Origin of the sequence: Nostoc sphaeroides (assembly GCF_003443655.1) — a bacterium.
Taxonomy (GTDB): Bacteria; Cyanobacteriota; Cyanobacteriia; order Cyanobacteriales; family Nostocaceae; genus Nostoc; species Nostoc sphaeroides.
In genome coordinates this window covers 1,066,852-1,085,937 of sequence record NZ_CP031941.1, presented here as the reverse complement: position 1 = coordinate 1,085,937, position 19,086 = coordinate 1,066,852, and the positions used below count along the sequence as shown (strand labels likewise).

General features: G+C 39.5%; 22 protein-coding genes and 1 pseudogene. 4 read left to right on the top strand and 19 right to left on the bottom strand.

Going from position 1 to position 19,086, the window contains the following annotated elements:
• Positions 1–233: 233 nt before the first annotated feature.
• Complete coding sequence (locus tag D1367_RS05075; protein ID WP_118163958.1) at positions 234–2,048, bottom strand: proline--tRNA ligase; 1,815 nt, start codon at positions 2,046–2,048, stop codon at positions 234–236.
• A gap of 223 nt (positions 2,049–2,271) precedes the next feature.
• Between D1367_RS05075 and D1367_RS05070 the strand changes: the two genes are divergently transcribed.
• Positions 2,272–2,841, top strand: a complete 570-nt coding sequence (locus D1367_RS05070; RefSeq protein WP_118163953.1) for a Uma2 family endonuclease — start codon at positions 2,272–2,274, stop codon at positions 2,839–2,841.
• Between the two features lie 68 nt (positions 2,842–2,909).
• On the opposite strand, the gene D1367_RS05065 is transcribed toward D1367_RS05070, so the two are convergent.
• The 9 genes and pseudogenes from D1367_RS05065 to D1367_RS05035 form a co-directional block, all read right to left on the bottom strand.
• A complete protein-coding gene (locus D1367_RS05065; RefSeq protein ID WP_118163949.1) occupies positions 2,910–5,558 on the bottom strand; it encodes a carboxypeptidase-like regulatory domain-containing protein in 2,649 nt (882 codons plus the stop codon).
• Between the two features lie 7 nt (positions 5,559–5,565).
• On the bottom strand, positions 5,566–6,408 hold the full coding sequence (locus D1367_RS05060) for a fimbrial biogenesis chaperone (protein WP_118163946.1): 843 nt from the start codon (positions 6,406–6,408) through the stop codon (positions 5,566–5,568).
• A 284-nt stretch (positions 6,409–6,692) separates the two neighbouring features.
• Positions 6,693–7,124 (bottom strand): hypothetical protein, encoded by a 432-nt coding sequence (locus D1367_RS05055; RefSeq protein WP_147337333.1) that lies wholly within the window; start codon positions 7,122–7,124, stop codon positions 6,693–6,695.
• Positions 7,125–7,308: 184 nt separating this feature from the next.
• Entirely contained in the window at positions 7,309–7,848 is a 540-nt protein-coding gene (locus D1367_RS05050; RefSeq protein ID WP_118163938.1) for a hypothetical protein, read from the bottom strand.
• 97 nt (positions 7,849–7,945) lie between these two features.
• Positions 7,946–8,488, bottom strand: a complete 543-nt coding sequence (locus D1367_RS05045) for a hypothetical protein (RefSeq protein WP_118163935.1) — start codon at positions 8,486–8,488, stop codon at positions 7,946–7,948.
• A 112-nt stretch (positions 8,489–8,600) separates the two neighbouring features.
• Positions 8,601–8,774: a hypothetical protein gene (locus tag D1367_RS30480; protein WP_181985075.1), complete on the bottom strand. Its 174-nt coding sequence runs from the start codon at positions 8,772–8,774 to the stop codon at positions 8,601–8,603.
• 88 nt (positions 8,775–8,862) lie between these two features.
• On the bottom strand, positions 8,863–9,483 hold the full coding sequence (locus D1367_RS05040; protein WP_118163931.1) for a hypothetical protein: 621 nt from the start codon (positions 9,481–9,483) through the stop codon (positions 8,863–8,865).
• Positions 9,484–9,531: 48 nt separating this feature from the next.
• Positions 9,532–9,600, bottom strand: a pseudogene (locus D1367_RS33210) (sigma factor-like helix-turn-helix DNA-binding protein); the annotation flags it as partial.
• A gap of 54 nt (positions 9,601–9,654) precedes the next feature.
• A complete protein-coding gene (locus tag D1367_RS05035) occupies positions 9,655–10,014 on the bottom strand; it encodes an RNA polymerase sigma factor (RefSeq protein ID WP_118163928.1) in 360 nt (119 codons plus the stop codon).
• Positions 10,015–10,264: 250 nt separating this feature from the next.
• On the opposite strand from D1367_RS05035, the gene D1367_RS05030 reads away from it, so the two are divergent.
• The 3 genes from D1367_RS05030 to D1367_RS05020 are packed head-to-tail and all read left to right on the top strand — an operon-like array spanning position 10,265 to position 12,342.
• Positions 10,265–11,647 (top strand): lysophospholipid acyltransferase family protein, encoded by a 1,383-nt coding sequence (locus D1367_RS05030; RefSeq protein ID WP_118163923.1) that lies wholly within the window; start codon positions 10,265–10,267, stop codon positions 11,645–11,647.
• A 21-nt stretch (positions 11,648–11,668) separates the two neighbouring features.
• Complete coding sequence (locus D1367_RS05025; RefSeq protein WP_118163919.1) at positions 11,669–11,917, top strand: FitA-like ribbon-helix-helix domain-containing protein; 249 nt, start codon at positions 11,669–11,671, stop codon at positions 11,915–11,917.
• On the top strand, positions 11,914–12,342 hold the full coding sequence (locus D1367_RS05020) for a type II toxin-antitoxin system VapC family toxin (RefSeq protein WP_118163915.1): 429 nt from the start codon (positions 11,914–11,916) through the stop codon (positions 12,340–12,342). Before D1367_RS05025 ends, D1367_RS05020 begins: the two co-directional genes overlap by 4 nt.
• Positions 12,343–12,412: 70 nt before the next feature.
• Here D1367_RS05020 and D1367_RS05015 read toward each other — a convergent pair whose 3' ends face one another.
• The 9 genes from D1367_RS05015 to cysE form a co-directional block, all read right to left on the bottom strand.
• Entirely contained in the window at positions 12,413–12,988 is a 576-nt protein-coding gene (locus D1367_RS05015; RefSeq protein ID WP_118163912.1) for a Uma2 family endonuclease, read from the bottom strand.
• A 51-nt stretch (positions 12,989–13,039) separates the two neighbouring features.
• Positions 13,040–14,203: a PD-(D/E)XK nuclease family protein gene (locus D1367_RS05010; protein ID WP_118163909.1), complete on the bottom strand. Its 1,164-nt coding sequence runs from the start codon at positions 14,201–14,203 to the stop codon at positions 13,040–13,042.
• 366 nt (positions 14,204–14,569) lie between these two features.
• Positions 14,570–15,109 carry a (2Fe-2S) ferredoxin domain-containing protein gene (locus tag D1367_RS05005; protein ID WP_118163906.1) on the bottom strand — a complete coding sequence of 180 codons (540 nt, stop codon included), beginning with the start codon at positions 15,107–15,109 and terminating at the stop codon, positions 14,570–14,572.
• A gap of 268 nt (positions 15,110–15,377) precedes the next feature.
• Complete coding sequence (nifT, locus tag D1367_RS05000; protein WP_118163902.1) at positions 15,378–15,581, bottom strand: putative nitrogen fixation protein NifT; 204 nt, start codon at positions 15,579–15,581, stop codon at positions 15,378–15,380.
• Entirely contained in the window at positions 15,556–15,843 is a 288-nt protein-coding gene (locus D1367_RS04995) for a nitrogen fixation protein NifZ (protein WP_069070441.1), read from the bottom strand. The genes nifT and D1367_RS04995 overlap by 26 nt, the downstream gene beginning before the upstream one ends.
• Entirely contained in the window at positions 15,830–16,963 is a 1,134-nt protein-coding gene (nifV, locus tag D1367_RS04990; protein WP_118163898.1) for a homocitrate synthase, read from the bottom strand. The genes D1367_RS04995 and nifV overlap by 14 nt, the downstream gene beginning before the upstream one ends.
• A gap of 371 nt (positions 16,964–17,334) precedes the next feature.
• Positions 17,335–17,532 (bottom strand): DUF2949 domain-containing protein, encoded by a 198-nt coding sequence (locus D1367_RS04985; protein ID WP_109012176.1) that lies wholly within the window; start codon positions 17,530–17,532, stop codon positions 17,335–17,337.
• Between the two features lie 306 nt (positions 17,533–17,838).
• Positions 17,839–18,090, bottom strand: coding sequence for an Asr1405/Asl0597 family protein (locus D1367_RS04980; protein WP_118163895.1), 252 nt, complete (start codon positions 18,088–18,090; stop codon positions 17,839–17,841).
• A 31-nt stretch (positions 18,091–18,121) separates the two neighbouring features.
• Positions 18,122–18,862: a serine O-acetyltransferase gene (gene cysE, locus D1367_RS04975; RefSeq protein ID WP_118163890.1), complete on the bottom strand. Its 741-nt coding sequence runs from the start codon at positions 18,860–18,862 to the stop codon at positions 18,122–18,124.
• Positions 18,863–19,086 lie beyond the last annotated feature (224 nt).

The following is a 19,086-nucleotide window of genomic DNA, read 5'->3' as shown; positions in this document are numbered from 1 at the left end:
ATGTGAGGAGCAGCCTGGTTAAGGACGATACTTATAACTGAAGAGTTTCCCGCTACCTGGAGCAGGCGATTATTTTTAATTCTGCAAGTCCCTGATTCAATTTTAGAGTTTATATTTCTAATTCGTCACCTGCCAAATTATGTAAATATCATTCTTTTTGGAGATGATTGATGATTAAATTTACAACGCAGAGGAACGCAAAGTAAAGTATTGATTCCTCTGCGTATTTGTGTTTAATTTTTTACCTGAGTTGCGGCGGTAATCCACTTATGAAGTGTGGTTGTAACTTCCTCAATGAGAATTTCTTGAGAGTTGCGGGTGGCTCTTTCTACAACTTCAACTTTGCCATTAGCGATCGCCCGCCCGGTTACAATTCTATAAGGTATGCCTATCAAGTCAGCATCTTTAAATTTTACTCCCGCCCGTTCGTCGCGGTCATCTAGTAGGGTTTCAATTCCTGCTTGATTTAGTTCTGTGTAAAGTTTTTGGGCGATTTCCATTTGTTGAGCATCCTTTATGTTGGGAATTGTGACGATCGCGTGGTAGGGTGCGATCGCAACTGGCCAAATAATCCCATCTTTATCGTAAGATTGCTCTACGGCAGCTTGTGCTAACCGCGACACGCCTACACCAAAACAACCCATAAATAGCGGCTTCTCTTCACCCTGTTCATTGGTATAAGTTGCTCCCATCGCTTGGGAGTATTTAGTGCCTAATTGGAATATGTGACCTGCTTCAATTCCACGGGCGCTTTGTAAGGTTTGTTCTGGGTTATGGATGGCGCGATCGCCTGGTCTTGCTTTCCGCACATCTACTACACCGCTTGGTAACTTAAATTGCTCATTCCAATTAGCACCAACTACGTGATATCCAGCTTCATTTGCACCTGTAACAAAGTTTTTTAAATCAACGGCTGTTTGATCCACTAAGCGCAAAAACTTGGGATGGATCTGTTTATTAGCACTAATATACTCATCTGCGATGTCTGGCGCAATGTAGCCTAAAGGTAGAGATTTAGTTGTCCATGCTTGCTGCGCTTCCAGATTTGGTACATTCAAACTAATAATAGTTTTAGCACCATATTCAGAAGCTAATTTAGTCAATTCATTTTGCAACTTGACTTCATTAACTTCCTGATCGCCTCGAATACTCACCAAAACTAACACCGTTATACCATTATCATAAACTGTCTGATAAAGGACGTTTTTCACCAATTGAGTGGGAGAACAGTTAAGGAGTTGACAAACCTTTTCAATGGTTTCTGTTCCAGGTGTATCCCGTTTCTCATAGCTTGTAAACCGTGAGGTTTCGGCATCAATTGGTAAAGAAACAGCTTTTTCTACGTTAGCAGCGTATTTACCATCCTCAGTGTAGAGAACTTCGTCTTCACCAGCTTCCGCCAAAATCATAAATTCTGTGGAACCAGAACCACCAATTGCACCAGAATCGGCTTCCACTGCGCGAAAAGCTAAACCAGAACGCCGCAGGATATTGCTGTAAGCTTTATACATATCCTGATAAGTTTCTTTGAGGCTTTTTTCATCGGTATGGAATGAGTAGCCATCCTTCATGATAAACTCCCGTCCGCGCATTAAACCAAAGCGGGGACGAATTTCATCGCGGAATTTAGTTTGAATTTGGTAGAGATGTAATGGTAGTTGGCGATAAGAGCGAATCATATCACGAGCGATCGCTGTGATTATTTCTTCATGAGTTGGGCCTAATCCTAATTGTTGCTCACGGCGGTCAATTAGGGAAAACATGATCCCCTCGGCTTTGGTATAAGTGTCCCAGCGTCCCGATTCCTTCCATAAATCAGCAGGTTGTAATTGTGGCAAAAGACATTCTTGTGCGCCTGTAGCATTCATTTCTTCCCGCACAATCTGGGAAACTTTTTGCAATACTCGCCACATCAAAGGTAAATAAGCATAAAGACCACTACCGATGCGACGAATGTAGCCTGCACGGAGTAATAATTTATGGCTAGGAATCTCAGCATCAGCCGGATCATCCCGCAGTGTAACAAATAACATTTGTGAAAGTCGCATCGTTTATTCCCTTTCCAGAATCTCTAATTTGTTTATAAACCACTTGGCGATTAGAAATCGCGGCCACACAAACTTTCGTCTACCTGGGCGGACTAAGAAGGTATCCTAGTTTTTGAACTTGCGTGGTGTGCGATGGCTTTGCCCGCCGCAGGCATCGGCATCTTACAGCCGTTAAGATGTGGCATGATATAATCTTTGCAACTATTTAATCTAGGTCTAGGTCATGAGTCCTTTGACATTAAAACTAGACACCGTTAACCTGAGTGACGAACAATTTTATCACTTATGTCAAAATAACCGCGAATTGAAATTTGAACGCACTGCCAAGGGAGAATTAATCATCATCTCCCCCGTTGGAGGTGAAAGCGGTAATCGAGAAGCAGATTTAATTATTGATTTGGGAATCTGGAATCGGCAAACTGGACTGGGTTACACTTTCAGTTCTTCTACTATATTCAAATTACCCAATGGTGGCGATCGTTCCCCAGATGCGGCTTGGATTCAACGAGAACGTTGGCAAGCACTTACACCTGAACAAAGACGCAAATTTCCCCCGATTGCACCCGATTTTGTCATTGAATTAAGGTCAGCAACAGATGATTTGGAAATGTTGCGTTCCAAAATGCAAGAATATATAGATGCTGGCGTGCAATTAGCATGGTTAATTAACCCTCAACAGCAGCAAGTGGAAGTTTATCGCCAAAAACAAGATGTGGAAGTGCAAAATCTGCCGACGCAATTATCGGATGAAAATGTATTGCCAGGATTTAGCTTGAGTCTTTCTTGTTATTAAGATTTGCAACTCTGCGGTTAAACTTGCACTATGCCAGCACTTTCCATCTTTATTTGGTTATATGTGAGTTAAGGTAATTTTAAATTTAATTCTTGCAAAGTATTGGAATCTGCTTTAATTGTAATTGAATTAGGTTCAACAGATTTATCATTAACTTTTAACTGATAAGTCCCTTGTCGCAACTGTTCTAGATAGAAAACACCTGCACTATTAGTAATAGATATAACGGATGACTTAGAATTAGGATCAATAGCTTCAACTTTAGCACCAACAATAGGGTTTCCTTGTGAATTTGTAATAGTTCCAGCTACGGTATAAGAGGCGACAAAAGGTATTAAAACTGTTGTATAACTACCTGCAACCACTTCTACCGCAGAAGCAGCTTGGGTAGGTTTCCAGTCGAGAGGATATCCAGCCGGATCTAAATCAATTCGGTAAATCCCAGGAGCAAGTTTTAAGAAAACGCCTTGTTTTGTAATATTTGAGAAGATAGGATTAAATTTTTTATTATTAAGGATTAATAGTAGCTCAATATCTTGAGTATAAATTTGTTCATCATTATCCCGAACGCCGTTATTATTCTTATCTAAGAAAGGTTCAATAAAGATTCCACCTTCACTGCGTAAACGTTCAAATCGAGTATCACCAGGGCTAATTTTAGGATTAAAATTAACTGCTGAAGCAAGTTCAATCCGAAAAGAAGCGATATCTGAAGTTGTAGAAATTCCATCGTAACGTAAACGCAGAGATAAACCCGGAATCACAACAGTAGAAACAGAAGCTAACAAACCACTACCTTGAGATCCAATACCGTAACCTAGATCAAAATCCCAGAGCGAACGTTGATCGCTAAGGCGATATGGTGATTTATATTTCCATTTCAAAGTCAATAAATTACTACTTCGATTGCTATAATTGCTAGTTTCATAACCTAAAGTTAAATATTCATCTCCAGTTAAGTTAAAAATAGAACCATCATAAATTAATTCTAATCCTGTATTATTAGCATTGGCTCTAGAGATAAAATTCCAGTTATACCAACGAGCATTAGAGTTCCAGTCTAATTGTCCTTCATTGTCAAGTTTCAAGCTAGAAAAAGTGAATAAACTACCTATATTTTGATTTAAGCTAATCCCAACATTAATAATATTATTGAAATTATTCCCACTGCTAATAATATTTAAGCCGGAAGCAGCATTCCAATAAAAATTAAAACTTTGAAACAGTTCATTACTGGATAAATTAAGATTTGTTTTAGGAGAAGGACTAAAGTCTATATTAGCATTATATGTTAATTTTTCCTGAGTTTGTAAAGCAGAAATAGCTAATTTTAAGGGAAAATAATTAGGTTGATAAAATATCTCTGCTAATCCTAATAAAGATTGATCATAAACAATTCCTGCTCCCAATGTTAAAGAATCTGAAACTCCATGACGATAAGCAATTCCTCCTCGAACATCGGTTAATTCGCCGAAAAAGCTATTACTTATTGTTTGTCTGCTCAAACCACCAGACAAAACCAGGCTTGATGTTCCTTTAGTTAATTGTCCAGGAAGATTAAGAAATATCGGTTCTTGCTCAATAGGGGTACTTGCTAATTGTCCATTAGGATAGAGTAAAACTCGGTAATTTCCACCATTATTACTAATGGGAATATTATCAAAGCGATAAACTCCTGAAGAATCAACTAATATTTGCCCAAAAATTGTTTTATCATATCCAGAAACTAACTGTACTAAAGTCCCCGGTCTTGCTGCTCCTTCGATAGTCCGGTTAATTATAGTGCTTTGTAAACGTTGGGAGGGAGTAAATCCTCCACCATTGAGATCATCTGCTTTAAAACCAAATCTTTGAATTGTCGTAAATCCCCAATAATCACCAGTTCCTTGACTTTTCCAAAAAGCGGGTTGAGAACCAATTACATAATCACTAAAATCACCTTGGTTCAAATACTGTCCTTCTTGAAGTTGCCAAGTGGTAGTATCGAGTAAGTCTGGTTGATTAATACGAGAAAACCAACTTCCGCCAAATATTGTACCAATACTTGTGAAATTACCTTGAGTAGTTAATTGATTACTGTTTTGATTAATGTTTCGATTACCACCAAGATTAATTTCTTGCCCTACGGTTGAGAAAGTAAAATTAGGAGCATTTACAACAGGTAATCCTTCTAAAATCACCGGAAGTTCTTGTTGGCGATTGTTGTTACCTCGAAAGTTTAACCAAGGTGGCTCAAGGACAATTGCATAATCAGCTATATCAAATTGGGATTTCACTTCTAATAATTCTTCAATTTTAGCGATAGAAATAACTAATCCCAATTCTGGATCTATGCTTAATTCCTTGGGGCTAATTCGTTTAATTAACCCAACTCCTCTTAGCTCTAATTGACCATCAGCTAAAGTAATAACATTCAGGTTTAATGCTGTGGTTAAATCCTGAAAAGGAATCAACCAATCAGCAAAGTTAACTGCTTTTTCTCCATCTTCATAACCTCTAACAAAAGAAGATTGTAAAATATTCCGCTTACCAATATTAATTCCTATTGGCAATACAATAAATTGCGTTAATTTTGCTTCTACTTTAGGGAAACGAGGAGAATCATTAACTTGAGCAATAGGAGCTTGAAGAGGATTATCAACTGAACTCAAAGCTAGCTTTGGGTATAAAGTGAAAAGCACAGAGACTGCTATAGCAAAAATAGCATAATTCCGCATTCTATGATTATTTATTTATTGTTGGAGAAGGTTGACTTTCTGTATTAATATCTTCATTAGAAATGCTTAAATTAACATTAAAGGGTAAAGTTCCACCTTTGTTAGGAAAATCCCACTTCAGTTGTCCCGAAAATTGATATGTCCCAGGTGTCAGGGTTTGTCCTTGAGGAGGATAGGGGATTCTTATATAGCGATCGCCTTCGGCAATAATGCTAGTTTCTTCTAATATGCCAGAGGTTACAAGTTTTCCATTTTGGCTTAAATTCCATTCAGTTTTAGCGCGGGTTGTTGCTTTACCTCTATTATTAACTAACAACCTAATCTCTTTAACTTTGGCATTATAAAACACATTTTCTACTTTAAGAATGGGAGCCAGATCACCATTTCTTACATAGATAGTTGAAATTATATTTACAGCAATACCAAACTGATTTTTTTGAGTAGAATCATTATTATCTGTAAGCTCTTCAACAGAGAATATTGCCCTATATTCCCCTTTTGGTAAACTAGGAAGCAGCCTAGCATTGAAACGAATTGAGCGTTTTTGTCCGGGTGCAATCAGCAATTCACGAGGAGAAAATGTTAAATAAGGTGTTAAGTCATTGGGACTAGATTGTAAAACCTTGAATCCCTCGCGGCTATAAGTAAAGGGGGCAACGGAAACTCTGGCTCGATATGGTTTATCAGAGCCATTAAAAATATCAATAACTCCTCTAGCTTGTCCTGATTCTGCTTTGCGTTCAATCACTAAGGGCGTGACAGACAACTGTTGGCTATAAGCTGGTATGGAGACAAAACCAACTCCAAAACAACAGAATAGTGGCAGGAAATTCTGTAATTTTTTCAACATTTAAGCTGTTAATTTTCTCTAAGTGTGTAATAGATCAATACCGTTCATTTAAGCCAAAAATCCTTGGTAGAGAAACTAAATATAGCGTCTCTACAGGTCAAAAACCAGTACCAAAAATCCTTAGTCCAAGCGTCTTGTGTAATAGACTTCTTGCATAAATGCTTAAATTGTCATGTTGAGCAAAACGAAGCATCTTGAAGATTCTTCATTTCATACCATGCGGCAAGGAAGCTACAGAATGACATATCTAATTTTCAGACTTTTGCAAGTGGTCTAATGTGAAACTACTGCGGTGTTAAAAGAATATTCACTTGATAAGTGTAAGTTCCAGCAGGTAAGAGTTGGGAGAGAGTTCTAAAAATAGAGAGATCAACTGCATAGTCTTTATTAACGATCGGCGCTGTCTGAATTGCACTTGCTATACCTGGGGGATTAGATGGGTTGATAGAACCACTGGGCGAAACCTCTCCTCTGGCAATGGTATTAGAACCACTGCGGATCGCGGCAAACACACCATCAACAACATTGTTCATCGCTGAGGGAGTACCCTTGTTGGTGACACTGGTGATAGTAAAAGTTGTACCTGCACTGCAACTAACATTAATATTTGCCGGCGTGCCAACAGCATCATTAGCTAAAAGCTGAGAAAGGTTGGATACGGTTAATGCGCCGTTGCTAACACTGTTTACAACACAGGTTTGGCTGTAGGCTGGCATTGCAGAGAAACTAACTCCAAACCAACAGAGTAAAGGCAGAATTATTGGAGATTTTTTGATCACTTCAGCTATTAACAATGCCTACAATTTATTAATATTCTGTAGGGGTCAGATCATGGTAGGTGAAAAAGCAGCCTAATTCACTCTACCAATTAACACCGTATGGGCGAATTATAGGCTCAAATTACTGTGGTGTTAAAGTAATCTTGACACGAATGTTGTAAGTTCCCGTAGGTAGGATATTTACATTGTTACCAACGGTCAGGTAAACCTGATAGTCTTTATTACTGATCGGTCCTGTTTGAACTGGACTTGCTATACCCAAAGGATGAACTATGGAGTAGTTCGCACTGGGTGAAGTTTCAGCTTGAATAATTAGATTGTTACCATCCTTGATCTCAGCCCCTACCAAATCAAAATTGCTGTATGTTTTACCACCAGATAAGCTAGTACCGTTGTCAGTAATACTGTTGATAGTAAAGGTTAGTCCCGCAGCAGAACTAAGCGTCAAAGTTGCTGGTATGCGAATAAGATTCGGACTTGAAAAATCTAACCCTGAAGTCCCATTCCAAGTTCCGGTGCTGGTGGCGTTGATAGTAACGGCAGGTGGGATACTTCCTGTGAAGTCAACGTTAGCAGATTGAGCTAGTGCTTTGTCCGAAATAACAGCACAGAGAACAGCAATACCACTAACTAAAGCAAGACGACCAATCAAAATTTTCAAAGCCTCTGTTAAATGTTTGTCGATTATCCGTAGGGGTCAATGGCTGTTTCCCCCACGGAAATTGAAACGTTTGTTCTAAAAAAGTTATAGCGTCAAGTTACTGGGGTGTTAAAGCAACGTTGACACGGACATTGTAGTTTCCAATAGGTAGTGCAGTACTACCAATATTGAACACAGACATATCAACCGCGTAGTTTTTATTAGTAATAGGTCCTACCTGAAGAGCGCCTGCTACACCAGGAGGGTTGCCAGCAATACTAGCAAGACCATTGGGTGAAACATTGCCGTTAGCAACGGTAGTAGCACCATCTCGGACTGACGTAAACACACCAGCAATGTTCGCAGCGTATGTTGCACTGCCTGATAGAGCAGTGCCGTTGTTAGCAACAGAGGTGATTGTAAATGTTGTGCCTGCATTACAGCTAACATTCAGATTTGCAGGGGTACCATTAGTAGCATCAGCTAGAAGGTTTCTAGCATTAACTAAAGCTAATGTTCCGTTGGTAGTTGAGTTGATGGTGCAAGTAGCTGGGACAGTTCCAGTGAAGTCAACGTCAGCATTCTGCGCCTGTGCTTTGGGCGTGAAAGCAACAGCACTGAGAACAGCTAGGCTACTAATTAATGCAATACGACGGATCATGTTTTTGAAACTCCTGATAACAAATTTTTGATCAGCTAGACATCTCCAGAAACTAGGGGTGTAATTTTAGTTGATTAATGGTTACAAACCCTTGTTTTAATGCCTCTATTAATTAGACGTTTCCTGAAGCGAAATTGTGAATTATTAAACTTAAGTTCACTCTATGGTTATGAGTAGTACTGTTGAAGTTAACATCTTGAGTTGCTTGGGCTTCAGATTTAGATGGTAATGCTACAGCACTGAGAATAGCTAAAGCGCTAACTACAGCAAGACGGTGAACCATCATTAAATTATTCCTTAACTGAAAAGATCCAGAAAGGTTGCATTTAAAAATGCAAAAATAGACCTCTTGCCTAATTATTTGGTCGTATAATTTAGCTTGAGTCTATTTTATTATTAATATTTGCAAGTTTTACCCAACCTCCACTATTTGTCCACACTTTCGATCGCAGCAGAAAATACTCTATAAATCTGCCTAGGTGTGCTTCATTAAAATAACCTTGCAGGCAGGTTTTGTGTGTCGCCGCGATTTCTAATCGCCAGGGCAAAATAAAATTTAACTCCTCCAATATACTCTGACCAATATCTTGAATCTGACTTTTCACGGGTTCTGGAAAACCTCTTTCCTGCAAGGACATCGGCTTTGAATTCTCCCCCTTCCCTAATAGGGAAGGGGGCTGGGGGGTTAGGTTTCGCCTTAGCTTTTCCAGATGATGTGAAAAGTCAGTATCTTGAATTTCTTCTATTTTCTCCCCATCAAATTGAGCATCTACCACCACAGCCTCTATCTCTGGAATAGATAGCATTGCTACTTGGGGTTCTTCATCAACAACAATTTGATGCACATACACATTTTGATTTTTCTCCAAATCTACCCCATCAAATTCTTCCGGTGTTTGGGAAACAATAGTGGAGTGTAAAGACGTTTCATGAAATGTCTCTACATTAGGCTTCCTATCCTCGCCAACAAAATCTTGATTAAATTGCTTTCGCAAAATTGCCCGTGCTTGGGAAACGCGCTTGCGGACATTATCGTAAGAAATATTTAGTTTTTCGGCAATTTCTTTATATGAAAGTTCTTCCTCAAAGTGCAGAATAAAAGTTTCTCGCAGTTTAGGGGGTAACTTATCAATAGCAAGACAAAAAAAATTTTCCAGTTCTTGCTGCTACGCAGCAAGAACTGGTGTTTCTTGTTTGCTAACTAATTCCTCATAAAATTCCAAACTCTCAACCTGCCTTGCACCCCGATGACATTCTCTATGGATATCCATGCAGAGATTATGAGTTAATCGTGTTAACCAACTCCTAATGTTTTTAATCTCAACCGTGCAATCACGTATTTTTTCCCAGGCTTTGAGCATCGCCCGACTGAGTGCATCTTCTGCATCAGTAGAATTGCCCATCCACTTTAAACAACATTGAGCAAGATAATTTTGATACTGCTCCCATAGCTGCCAAAAAGCTTTTTCTCTATCTTCACAGCAATCCCCCAGAGATAATGCAGCTACTGTCTGAGAATCTGACATAGATGTAACCGATTAGGCATGACAAACTTTCATCAAGGCTTCCCTGACTACCCTTAGATTAATGAGTTGTCAAAAGTACATCTATATAATATTCAATAACTTATACAGTTATCCCAGTATTTTTACTTAAATATCAAAATTCCTCAATAGTATTTAGTATTTTCGACTTTCCAACGACGATGATATTCCGTTACAACAATAAATAACTACTAGGCGATTATAAATCGCGGCATCTTTAGGAGAAACTACCTTGGCAGATGTAATTTATCAAGCCCAGCCACCCTTAGAATTTATTCCTCCGGCGTTTAACCCCTTAGTTCTACGAGTTGTCCATCTGTTGCTACCCAGTTGGATAAACTGGCAAACACCTATTACCCAAATTGAAGCAGACAACGTAGAGGTTTTAGTGGATCTCTATCGCCAGTTTCAGGAGGGTAAGATCCGTTTTATGCTGGCATTTCGCCATCCGAAAACAGACGATCCCTTTTGTTTAGGTTACTTGCTGTCTCAACTCGTGCCAAAGGTAGCGCGATCGCAAGGTACAATGCTACAACTTCCGATTCACGCTCATTTTATCTACGATCGCGGCATTCCTCTATGGGCAGGTTCCTACGTCGGCTGGATTGCTTCTCATTTAGGTGGGACTCCGATTCAGCGAGGTAAGGCTGATTGGACGGGGTTACGTTCGGCGCGTGACTTGTTCGCTAATGGTAAGTTTCCGATGGCGGCTGCGCCAGAGGGTGCTACCAATGGTTTATCAGAGAATATTAGCCCCCTAGAACCTGGTATTGCCCAATTAGGCTTTTGGTGTGCTGAAGACTTGCACAAAGCTGAACGCCCCGAACAGGTTCTAATTGTACCAGTTGGGATTAAATATAGTTACGTTGATGCTCCTTGGGGTGCGATCGCAAATCTTTTAAGTGAAATGGAAGCGGCTAGTGGTTTACCTGTGAATCCATCAGAACATTCTTCTATAGAGTCGCTTTATCCCCGGTTATTAACCTTGGCAGAACATTTACTTTCGCTCATGGAAAAATTTTACACAAGATTTTATCATCTAAAGCTGGCAGATATCAAAACAGTAGCAGGAGAAATTGAAGATAGAAATGAAGTGTTAGCAGTTCGTTTGCAAGCTTTATTAAGTGCGGCGCTACTAATATCAGAACAATATTTTGATTTGCAGTCAAAAGGTACTTTGAGTGATCGATGTCGGCGGGTAGAACAAGCTGGGTGGAATTATATATTTAGAGAAGATTTTAAGGATGTAAAAGGAATATCTGCTGTAGAGAAAGCCTTAGGCGATCGCGTTGCCGAAGAAGCGAATGCGCGGATGTGGCACATGCGTTTAGTAGAAAGTTTTGTGGCAGTTTCTGGTAATTATATTCGAGAAAATCCCACAGTAGAAAGGTTTGCTGAGACGACTTTAATTTTATGGCAAATGATTGCTAAAATAAAAGGCGATAAAGCTGTGCAACGTCCGCAATTGGGTAAGCAAAAAGTAAAAATTACCGTGGGTAAACCCATATCTATTTCTGAGCGTTACCCAGCGTATAAGGAAAATCGTTTGGGTGCTAGACAAGCTGTTGCTGATGTGACGAACGATTTGCAACACGCGCTGGAAGGATTGATTTGAAAAACCAGATGAGGATTGATTATGAACAATATCACTATATCTAATCTTGATGATGATATTAAATCTCGTTTAAAAAAACGAGCCGAAAAACATGGTCGTTCCCTTGAAGAAGAAGCCAGAGAAATTCTTCGTACAGTTCTAATAGAAAATCATGAACAGCCCTTAAACTTAGCTAATATCATTGAGCAGCGTTTTGCAAATTTGGGAGACTTTGAATTACCAGAAATTCCTAGAGAACCTATTCGCACTGTATCAACATTTGAAGAGTGATTATTCTTGATACAAACGTTTTGTCCGAATTAATGAAGCCTAAAAAATCTGAAATAGTTCGGAGTTGGGCTGCTCAACAATCCTTAATGAGTCTGTTTACTACAACAATCACTCAAGCAGAAATTCTCTATGGTATCGCCTTACTCCCTGCGGGAAAACGACGAGAAGAACTTAGTAAAGCAGCACAACTGATGTTCTCAGAAGATTTTGCTAGGCGTGTTCTTCCTTTTGATCAAGCTGCTGCTGTAGCTTTTGCTAATATTGCATCTCAAAGAAGACACAAAGGTAATCCTATTTCCCAAGCCGATGCTCAGATTGCAGCTATTTGTTACACTCATGCAGCAACTATAGCAACACGCAATTTCTCTGACTTTGAAGGGTGTGGTATTTCTATTATTAATCCTTGGGAAGTCTCCAGCAGATAGAAGCTACATACTATAAATGGGATAGAGGATGACCCGCAGTTGCTTTTTGTTAGACTTATTACCTTATATCTTAACCTGGAAACACCTTAAATAAATCCACAACTAAATCAGGAAAACAGGGCAGATTAACTGATTCATTTGGCAGATAAATCAACTTGCGACGATAGCCAAATTTAACTTGCAAAGTTTGATAAGGTTCGCTGTAGCACTCTAGATAATTATCTACTAAATTAAATATCCAATAATCATAAATACCTGCTTCTGCATAAATAGGTAGCTTTTCTTCTTGATCATATTTTAAGGATGAATCGGCAATCTCAATTAATAGTAAAATATCAGATGGGCTGGGATGATTCGCTAGATAGTCATCATCTCTATTTTTTGCAATTACTCTATCTGGCTCAGGCTCACTGTTGTCAGACAAAGTAATTGGTTGTTGCCCTCGCAGGGTTGCGCGATCGCCTACTAGCTTATATAATTCTCTCTCTAGGCGTGTTTCACAAACAGAGTGCGGTGTACCTTTTGCTGCCATCTGGATTATTTCACCCTTAATTAGCTCAACTCGGTCATTCTCCTCAAAGAAGCCGAGTTCAGCTAGACGGTGATATTCAGCTATAGTAAAGCGTTTAGCAGTGGTAAGGCTCATAACAACTACGAGAATGCAGAGTTATTTTTATCTTAATATAGCTATAGCTGATTAAACTCCACCGATAGAAGATAATAATATATCTGGATATTCTTCTTGATCGGGTTCTGTAGCTGCTTCTATACTTACACCCTTCCAAGGAAAATCAAAATATTGTTCCTGAACCGTTTTTAATTCTTTTATTGACTCTTGGAAAAATAATTTAATAGCAGATACGTGGTTTTCTTGAGATAAAAAATCTTTTAAGCTTCTTCGATAAAATATACCTGACCATGCTGGCAAAACTTTTAAATTACTAGGAGTCCATATATTAGGCTTATCGTTAATTACTTTCTGCATTGATTCAATAATTTTTGGGCGTTGTGCAAACTTATGAGAAACCTGCAAAAATATACCTAAATATGGATAATCAGTTAAATTACTGGGATTTAAACCAAAGTATCCAACACCACACCATAAGTCCCATGTTGAGGGAGAAAAGTGGGTGTAGATAATATATCTCTCGTCCCATTTCCATTGAGTCCTACTTGCTGCACCTTTGATAACACCTCCAAAAGCTAGCTTGAATTCCTGCTGTACTTCTTCACTGAGAGTTGATTCCATAAGAAGGAGAGTTTTGTTATAATTTACCATTGTCAATAAGTCAACTGATGAAAATTGATTAGTGTGAGACATTCCATTTTTCCTCATGAAGATTAATATTTCTTGGGCTAAGATATCAGACGCGCATTCTTTCAATAAGCTATAAAACTGATACCACCTGAGTTGGAAGAAATTTACTTTGGGTGATAAATCAAGGCAATACTTTTTTGTTTCTTCTTTTGGGTCATAATCACGGGTAATGTAAATTAAAATTCGATATCTGACATTTGGTAAATTACTCAAAATCTCAGCATATTTTTTTAAAGCATTATTTCCATCCTTCGCGCCAATTTTTGATTCAATAAATATTACGTCTGTATTTAAACCAGTTGAAAGTTCAACTACAATATCAAGTCTACTATCCTCAGTATGGATCGCCAGTGCTTGATGTTCTTGTTGGGTTGAAATCTTGACGCTGGAATAATTATCATCACTAATTATTGAGTGATGTTTTAGCCAACCAAGTAAAATATCATTATTCAGTGACAAAAAATAAGCAACAATCTCAGTAAAAAAATCTTCACGCGGTTTAGTTCCTGAATGCAGATTGAGTAAATTGGTAAACAAAGACATTTATTTCTAAGTATTGAAGGTAATTTCAAAAAAGTTATACACAATAACTAGGAGGCGCATCTTGCTTTTGCAAATATATCCGGCGATTAGAAATCGCGGCTACACAAACAAAATCCGCCTACGCGGACTCTAAGAATTTGAAACCCACGGAGGTGGGTTTTGTCTGTATAGCCGCGAATTCCATTCGCCAGGGCAGGTTTTTATAAGTTATGTTTGTATTCGATATTACTAGCAGTGCAGCAGTTATAACTTAGCCGATCGCAGTTTGACAAGGGTGCTATACTATACCAACAAAAAATAGGGATAAATTTTTACCCCTACAAAGTCATGTATTATTTTAAGAATAGCTAGAGAAGTTTATTAATCTTAAGTTAAGTGACTTTCTAGCAAAGATGCGATCGCATCAGGATGAATATTCTTGTATTTCTTTTTACCAAGCTGCAAAACACAGTTGGGGGCGCTGCCACAGCATTTTTGGCAACCAGTATATTCAATACTAACTTTGTCTAACAAACCGCGATCGCACAAAGTTTTTTCTAATTCTGATAATAACCCTTTACCACCACGTTTGAGGCAACCGCCCTTTTGACATACCATAATCCTCGCTTTGGGTTGAGGTGGTAAATCTTGTTTTGGACACCCATCAATTGGTGTCACTCGATAGGCTTTAATTTTAATTTTACTTGTGCGCGAATCTATCTTACTATGGCCACAAACGCGGATTTTCTGACCAGGAGTTAAAGATGAACTTAGTAATCGGCGCAACTCTTTAGGCAGTTTAATTTCCACATTTCCAGATGGAACTGCCAATTGCATATATTTATATTTTCCTGGTTCACCACCAATAAAACCTAGTAACTGTCCCTCAAGGTTTAATTCTGATAACGTCAAATACTTGTTACCCATGATTGATAAAAAGTTAGGAGTAGGGAGTAGGGAGTAGGGAGTAGGGAGTAGGGAGTAGGGAGTAGGGAGTAGGGGATGGGGCATTAGGGATTGGGTTTAGTAAGTTAAAAAACATCTAATTTGCATAATCGAATTAAATATAATAATTCTTGTGGGATAGGCTGAAAAGTCCGCCCAGCTTATGCAATTTAAATGTGGAACAGCTTAGTCTCCCTTGTACCCCTCATTTCACTCACTCCCGACTCCCTACTCCCCACTCCCCGTTTTTTTAAGCGAGGCGTTTAGCTTCTACTGTTTGGGGTAAATTTGCTTTATCTGGCAAATCACGAAATTCTAATTCCCAACCATTTGCTAGGGTGAGAATCTTGCCATCATTTCCATCGGTTTGTTTGACGACTTCTTCTTCCAGGTCTTTTTTAGCAACGTAAACTACTAAAGTGCCGGCATCATTCATCCGTAGCATTACTTTCATGAGATTCCTCAACCGATTCTAGTTCTTTTTTCTTGCAGCCGACGACGAATCCTGTTTCCAAGAAATGGACAGCATAGATATAGGAAGTCTGCAAATATGTCCCTATACTCGCTATGTAGCCGATATCTCCCTTGTTTACCAAAACTTGGCCGACTTCCTTACCAGGAAAGGTACCATCGTTTTTTAGCAGTTTACGAACTCTGACTTTTTCACCAATTTCAAAAGCGGGTGGCAAGTTTAGTTCTAATTCATCGCGTTGCATGAGAGTACCTCTGTTCTCTGACCAAATTCAACAATTCTTCTGTCGTCAAACTGCGTTTTTTCTGTACCGATTGATGGCGCACTGCATCTAAAACAGATTGGGTTTCTTGAGAGTTCAAGAAAATTCCATGCTGTTCTAGCAAGTTAGCAACTAAATGCCGTCCAGAATGTTTACCTAATACTAAACGCCGTTCCCAACCCACCTCTTCAGGTGCAAATGGTTCGTAGGTAATGGGGTTTTGCAATACTCCGTGAGCATGGATGCCAGATTCGTGAGCAAAGGTATTTTCGCCAACGATCGCTTTCCAAGGTGGTACGCTAGCTCCTGATGCGGCTGCAACTAGTTGAGACAGTTCCAGCAAACCGGGGGTGTCAATGCCCAAATCAACGCCATAGATGCGTTTAATCGCCATCACAACTTCTTCTAAAGCTGCATTTCCCGCCCTTTCACCTAATCCGTTGACTGTGGTATTCACGGATAAAGCTCCGGCTTTGATACCCGCAAGGGCGTTGGCTGTTGCCAGACCAAAATCGTTGTGGGTGTGGATTTCTAGGGGAATCATCAAAGCTGAAACCAGCCGTTTGACCTTGGTGTAGGTGCTGAAAGGGTCGAGAACTCCTACGGTGTCGCAGAAGCGGAACCGGGATGCACCCCATTCTTGGGCATAAAGCGCTACATCTAAAAGGAAGTTTTCATCAGCCCTGGAAGAATCTTCGCCGCCGACTGCTACCCAAAGACCTTGATCGACGGCGAAGCTGATACAGTCTTTGAGTTTTTGCAAACTTACTCGCCACTGACCGTGGAATTTGGCGGCGATTTGGATACCAGAGACGGGAATGGCAATATGCACCCGGTTCAGACCGCAAGCGATAGAAGCCTTAATATCTGAGATAACAGCACGGTTCCAGCCCAGGAGTTTTGCTTGTAAACCCAAGTCAGAAATTGCGGCGATCGCTCGCGTTTCTTCGTCACCCATTGCTGGTATACCGACTTCTAATTCGGGAATACCAATGGCATCAAGAAACTTAGCGATCGCAACCTTTTCTTCTAGGGTAAAAGCAACACCTGCTGCCTGTTCACCATCACGTAGTGTAGTGTCATTAATTATGATTTGATTCATTGCAAATATCCCTCTCTTGGAAGTATTCTTAATATCCTTTCTCTCTACAATCCCCAGCGATGGCAAATGCTAAAAATATCACAATTCATAATGTAGGATACATGATCCTTAATTATTGATCGATTAGTAGCATCACATCTGTATGGCAGGGAACTAAATCAATGTATAATTTACTAATCGTTTTTACCGATGTCAGTTGAAATATCTTCGAGTAGCAATGAGCTAATATAACTATTAGCAAATCCTGAACAAAGTAATACACAGAATCCAGCAATTAAGGATGCAATCATCTTCGTAACCTCATTTTTTCTAGTACATTGGTGTGTAGTTTAGGCAGGTAATGTTAATCAGAGCCACAGGATACAAATTAGTTAACTTTGTTCTGCTAGCCAATCAAAAATCTTTCCTAGCTGCTCCAAGTCAACTAAACCATACTGCCAGAGGAGCATCGGTAGTGGCCCATTTTCTAACTCACGGTGTCGCAGAGCTACAGCAATATCGGCATTTGAAAGTTCAAGTTCGTTGTGCAAAAAATTGAGTAGTTTTATATCTCTGTTCCGAGTCGCCATAGTTGATTGAACTTTCAATTTCTTAATTTGGGAAAAAGTTAAAAATTAGAAATTCCAATTTATATTTAGGAATTTCGCCTTTTTAATTGTTGCTATATGTCAGGGAAGTTTCAGATTAAGTAGACCCAACAAAATCTAAACCCCGTCTAATCCATCTCAGTCTGCAACAAATTCTGCTAGCGGACAGTAACTTCAAACTCTAAACCTATTTGAGCTTTGTGCATCTATGAACAAAAAGGATAAAGTCCAGTACTTGCGTCATGAATTCAAGATTAATCGTGCCTAAATTAGGTATTTTTGAAATAATCATGACTCATCACTGTAACGCCAGCAACGCTCTAGCCATTCTAATAATTCGTGACGAGAAGCAAGAAGTTGCATAACTGTACTACGAATTAGAATTACTTCGAGCAAATTGTTCACTTGCACTCGTAAAGAACCATCAGGGGGACAAGAGCAATTAATTTTTAACTCTTGTAAACGGTGATAGATTCGCCAGCGATCGCTCAAAGGAATCTGCAAAACGTGATTTGTCATTTGTCCTTTGTCATTTGTCATTTGTCCTTTGTCCTTTACTAATGACCAATGACTAATGACTCTTGACTTTTAAAATTTGCAGTTGTTTTTCGAGTTCTTCAACGCGCGAGAGCAAAGAACGAATCACGGTTGCTTCCATATCGGGTAGCTTTCCATGTTCTAAAGGAGAAAGGCTGGCGTTTTCATTTCGGGAAATAATTCGACCGGGAATTCCCACAACTGTGCAATCGCTGGGGATATTCCGCAAGACAATGGAACCTGCGCCAATACGGACGCGATCGCCAATTTGCAGATTACCCAAAACTTTCGCACCCGCCCCAATCACTGCATTTTTACCCACCGTGGGATGACGCTTACCAGTTTCTTTACCAGTTCCGCCAAGGGTGACGCCTTGGTAAATCAGTGTATAGTCGCCCACGATCGCAGTTTCGCCAATGACAACACCCATTCCGTGGTCGATAAACACGCCCTCACCAATCTCTGCACCTGGGTGAATTTCAATACCGGTCAAAAATCGCCCTAAATGAGAAATTAAGCGGGGGATAAAACCGACTCCTCGACAATGTAACCAGTGAGCAAGACGATGCAAACAGAGTGCGTGTAATCCAGGGTAGCAAAACACCACTTCTAGCCAATTACGTGCTGCTGGGTCGCGCTCAAAGATAATGCGAAAATCACTCAATAATGGCTCAAAAAAAACGCCAGAGAGAAGATTTTTCAGCATGGATGTATGGTTAGAATCCTGCGTTTTGGTACTTGGGGGATTGCTAATACTGTCTAAAGACTGTTGCATCGGTAATGTCTATCTGGTAAAAGAGTCATCTGCTATTTTTATGCTTATATCAGGTGACATCCAACTCGATAGAAAACCCAATGCTGATTGGATTTATTGGATTGATTAAGGTTGTACTCAAACGCCAAAACCCCCACTCAAGATAAACTAAAAATTTGTCTTGGGTTAGGGGCGCTAGTATTTAATGATGGGGGTACTAGTATTTTTGGGTCAGGGTTTAAGAA

Bases quoted from the DNA above. Each gene is read 5' to 3' on its own strand.
- D1367_RS05075 (WP_118163958.1), bottom strand. From the start codon at position 2,048: ATGCGACTTTCACAAATGTTATTTGTTACACTGCGGGATGATCCGGCT.
- D1367_RS05070 (WP_118163953.1), top strand. From the start codon at position 2,272: ATGAGTCCTTTGACATTAAAACTAGACACCGTTAACCTGAGTGACGAA.
- D1367_RS05065 (WP_118163949.1), bottom strand. From the start codon at position 5,558: ATGCGGAATTATGCTATTTTTGCTATAGCAGTCTCTGTGCTTTTCACT.
- D1367_RS05060 (WP_118163946.1), bottom strand. From the start codon at position 6,408: ATGTTGAAAAAATTACAGAATTTCCTGCCACTATTCTGTTGTTTTGGA.
- D1367_RS05055 (WP_147337333.1), bottom strand. From the start codon at position 7,124: ATGCCAGCCTACAGCCAAACCTGTGTTGTAAACAGTGTTAGCAACGGC.
- D1367_RS05045 (WP_118163935.1), bottom strand. From the start codon at position 8,488: ATGATCCGTCGTATTGCATTAATTAGTAGCCTAGCTGTTCTCAGTGCT.
- D1367_RS30480 (WP_181985075.1), bottom strand. From the start codon at position 8,774: ATGATGGTTCACCGTCTTGCTGTAGTTAGCGCTTTAGCTATTCTCAGT.
- D1367_RS05035 (WP_118163928.1), bottom strand. From the start codon at position 10,014: ATGTCAGATTCTCAGACAGTAGCTGCATTATCTCTGGGGGATTGCTGT.
- D1367_RS05025 (WP_118163919.1), top strand. From the start codon at position 11,669: ATGAACAATATCACTATATCTAATCTTGATGATGATATTAAATCTCGT.
- D1367_RS05015 (WP_118163912.1), bottom strand. From the start codon at position 12,988: ATGAGCCTTACCACTGCTAAACGCTTTACTATAGCTGAATATCACCGT.
- D1367_RS05010 (WP_118163909.1), bottom strand. From the start codon at position 14,203: ATGTCTTTGTTTACCAATTTACTCAATCTGCATTCAGGAACTAAACCG.
- D1367_RS05005 (WP_118163906.1), bottom strand. From the start codon at position 15,109: ATGGGTAACAAGTATTTGACGTTATCAGAATTAAACCTTGAGGGACAG.
- nifT (WP_118163902.1), bottom strand. From the start codon at position 15,581: ATGAAAGTAATGCTACGGATGAATGATGCCGGCACTTTAGTAGTTTAC.
- D1367_RS04995 (WP_069070441.1), bottom strand. From the start codon at position 15,843: ATGCAACGCGATGAATTAGAACTAAACTTGCCACCCGCTTTTGAAATT.
- nifV (WP_118163898.1), bottom strand. From the start codon at position 16,963: ATGAATCAAATCATAATTAATGACACTACACTACGTGATGGTGAACAG.
- D1367_RS04985 (WP_109012176.1), bottom strand. From the start codon at position 17,532: ATGGCGACTCGGAACAGAGATATAAAACTACTCAATTTTTTGCACAAC.
- D1367_RS04980 (WP_118163895.1), bottom strand. From the start codon at position 18,090: ATGACAAATGACAAAGGACAAATGACAAATCACGTTTTGCAGATTCCT.
- cysE (WP_118163890.1), bottom strand. From the start codon at position 18,862: ATGCAACAGTCTTTAGACAGTATTAGCAATCCCCCAAGTACCAAAACG.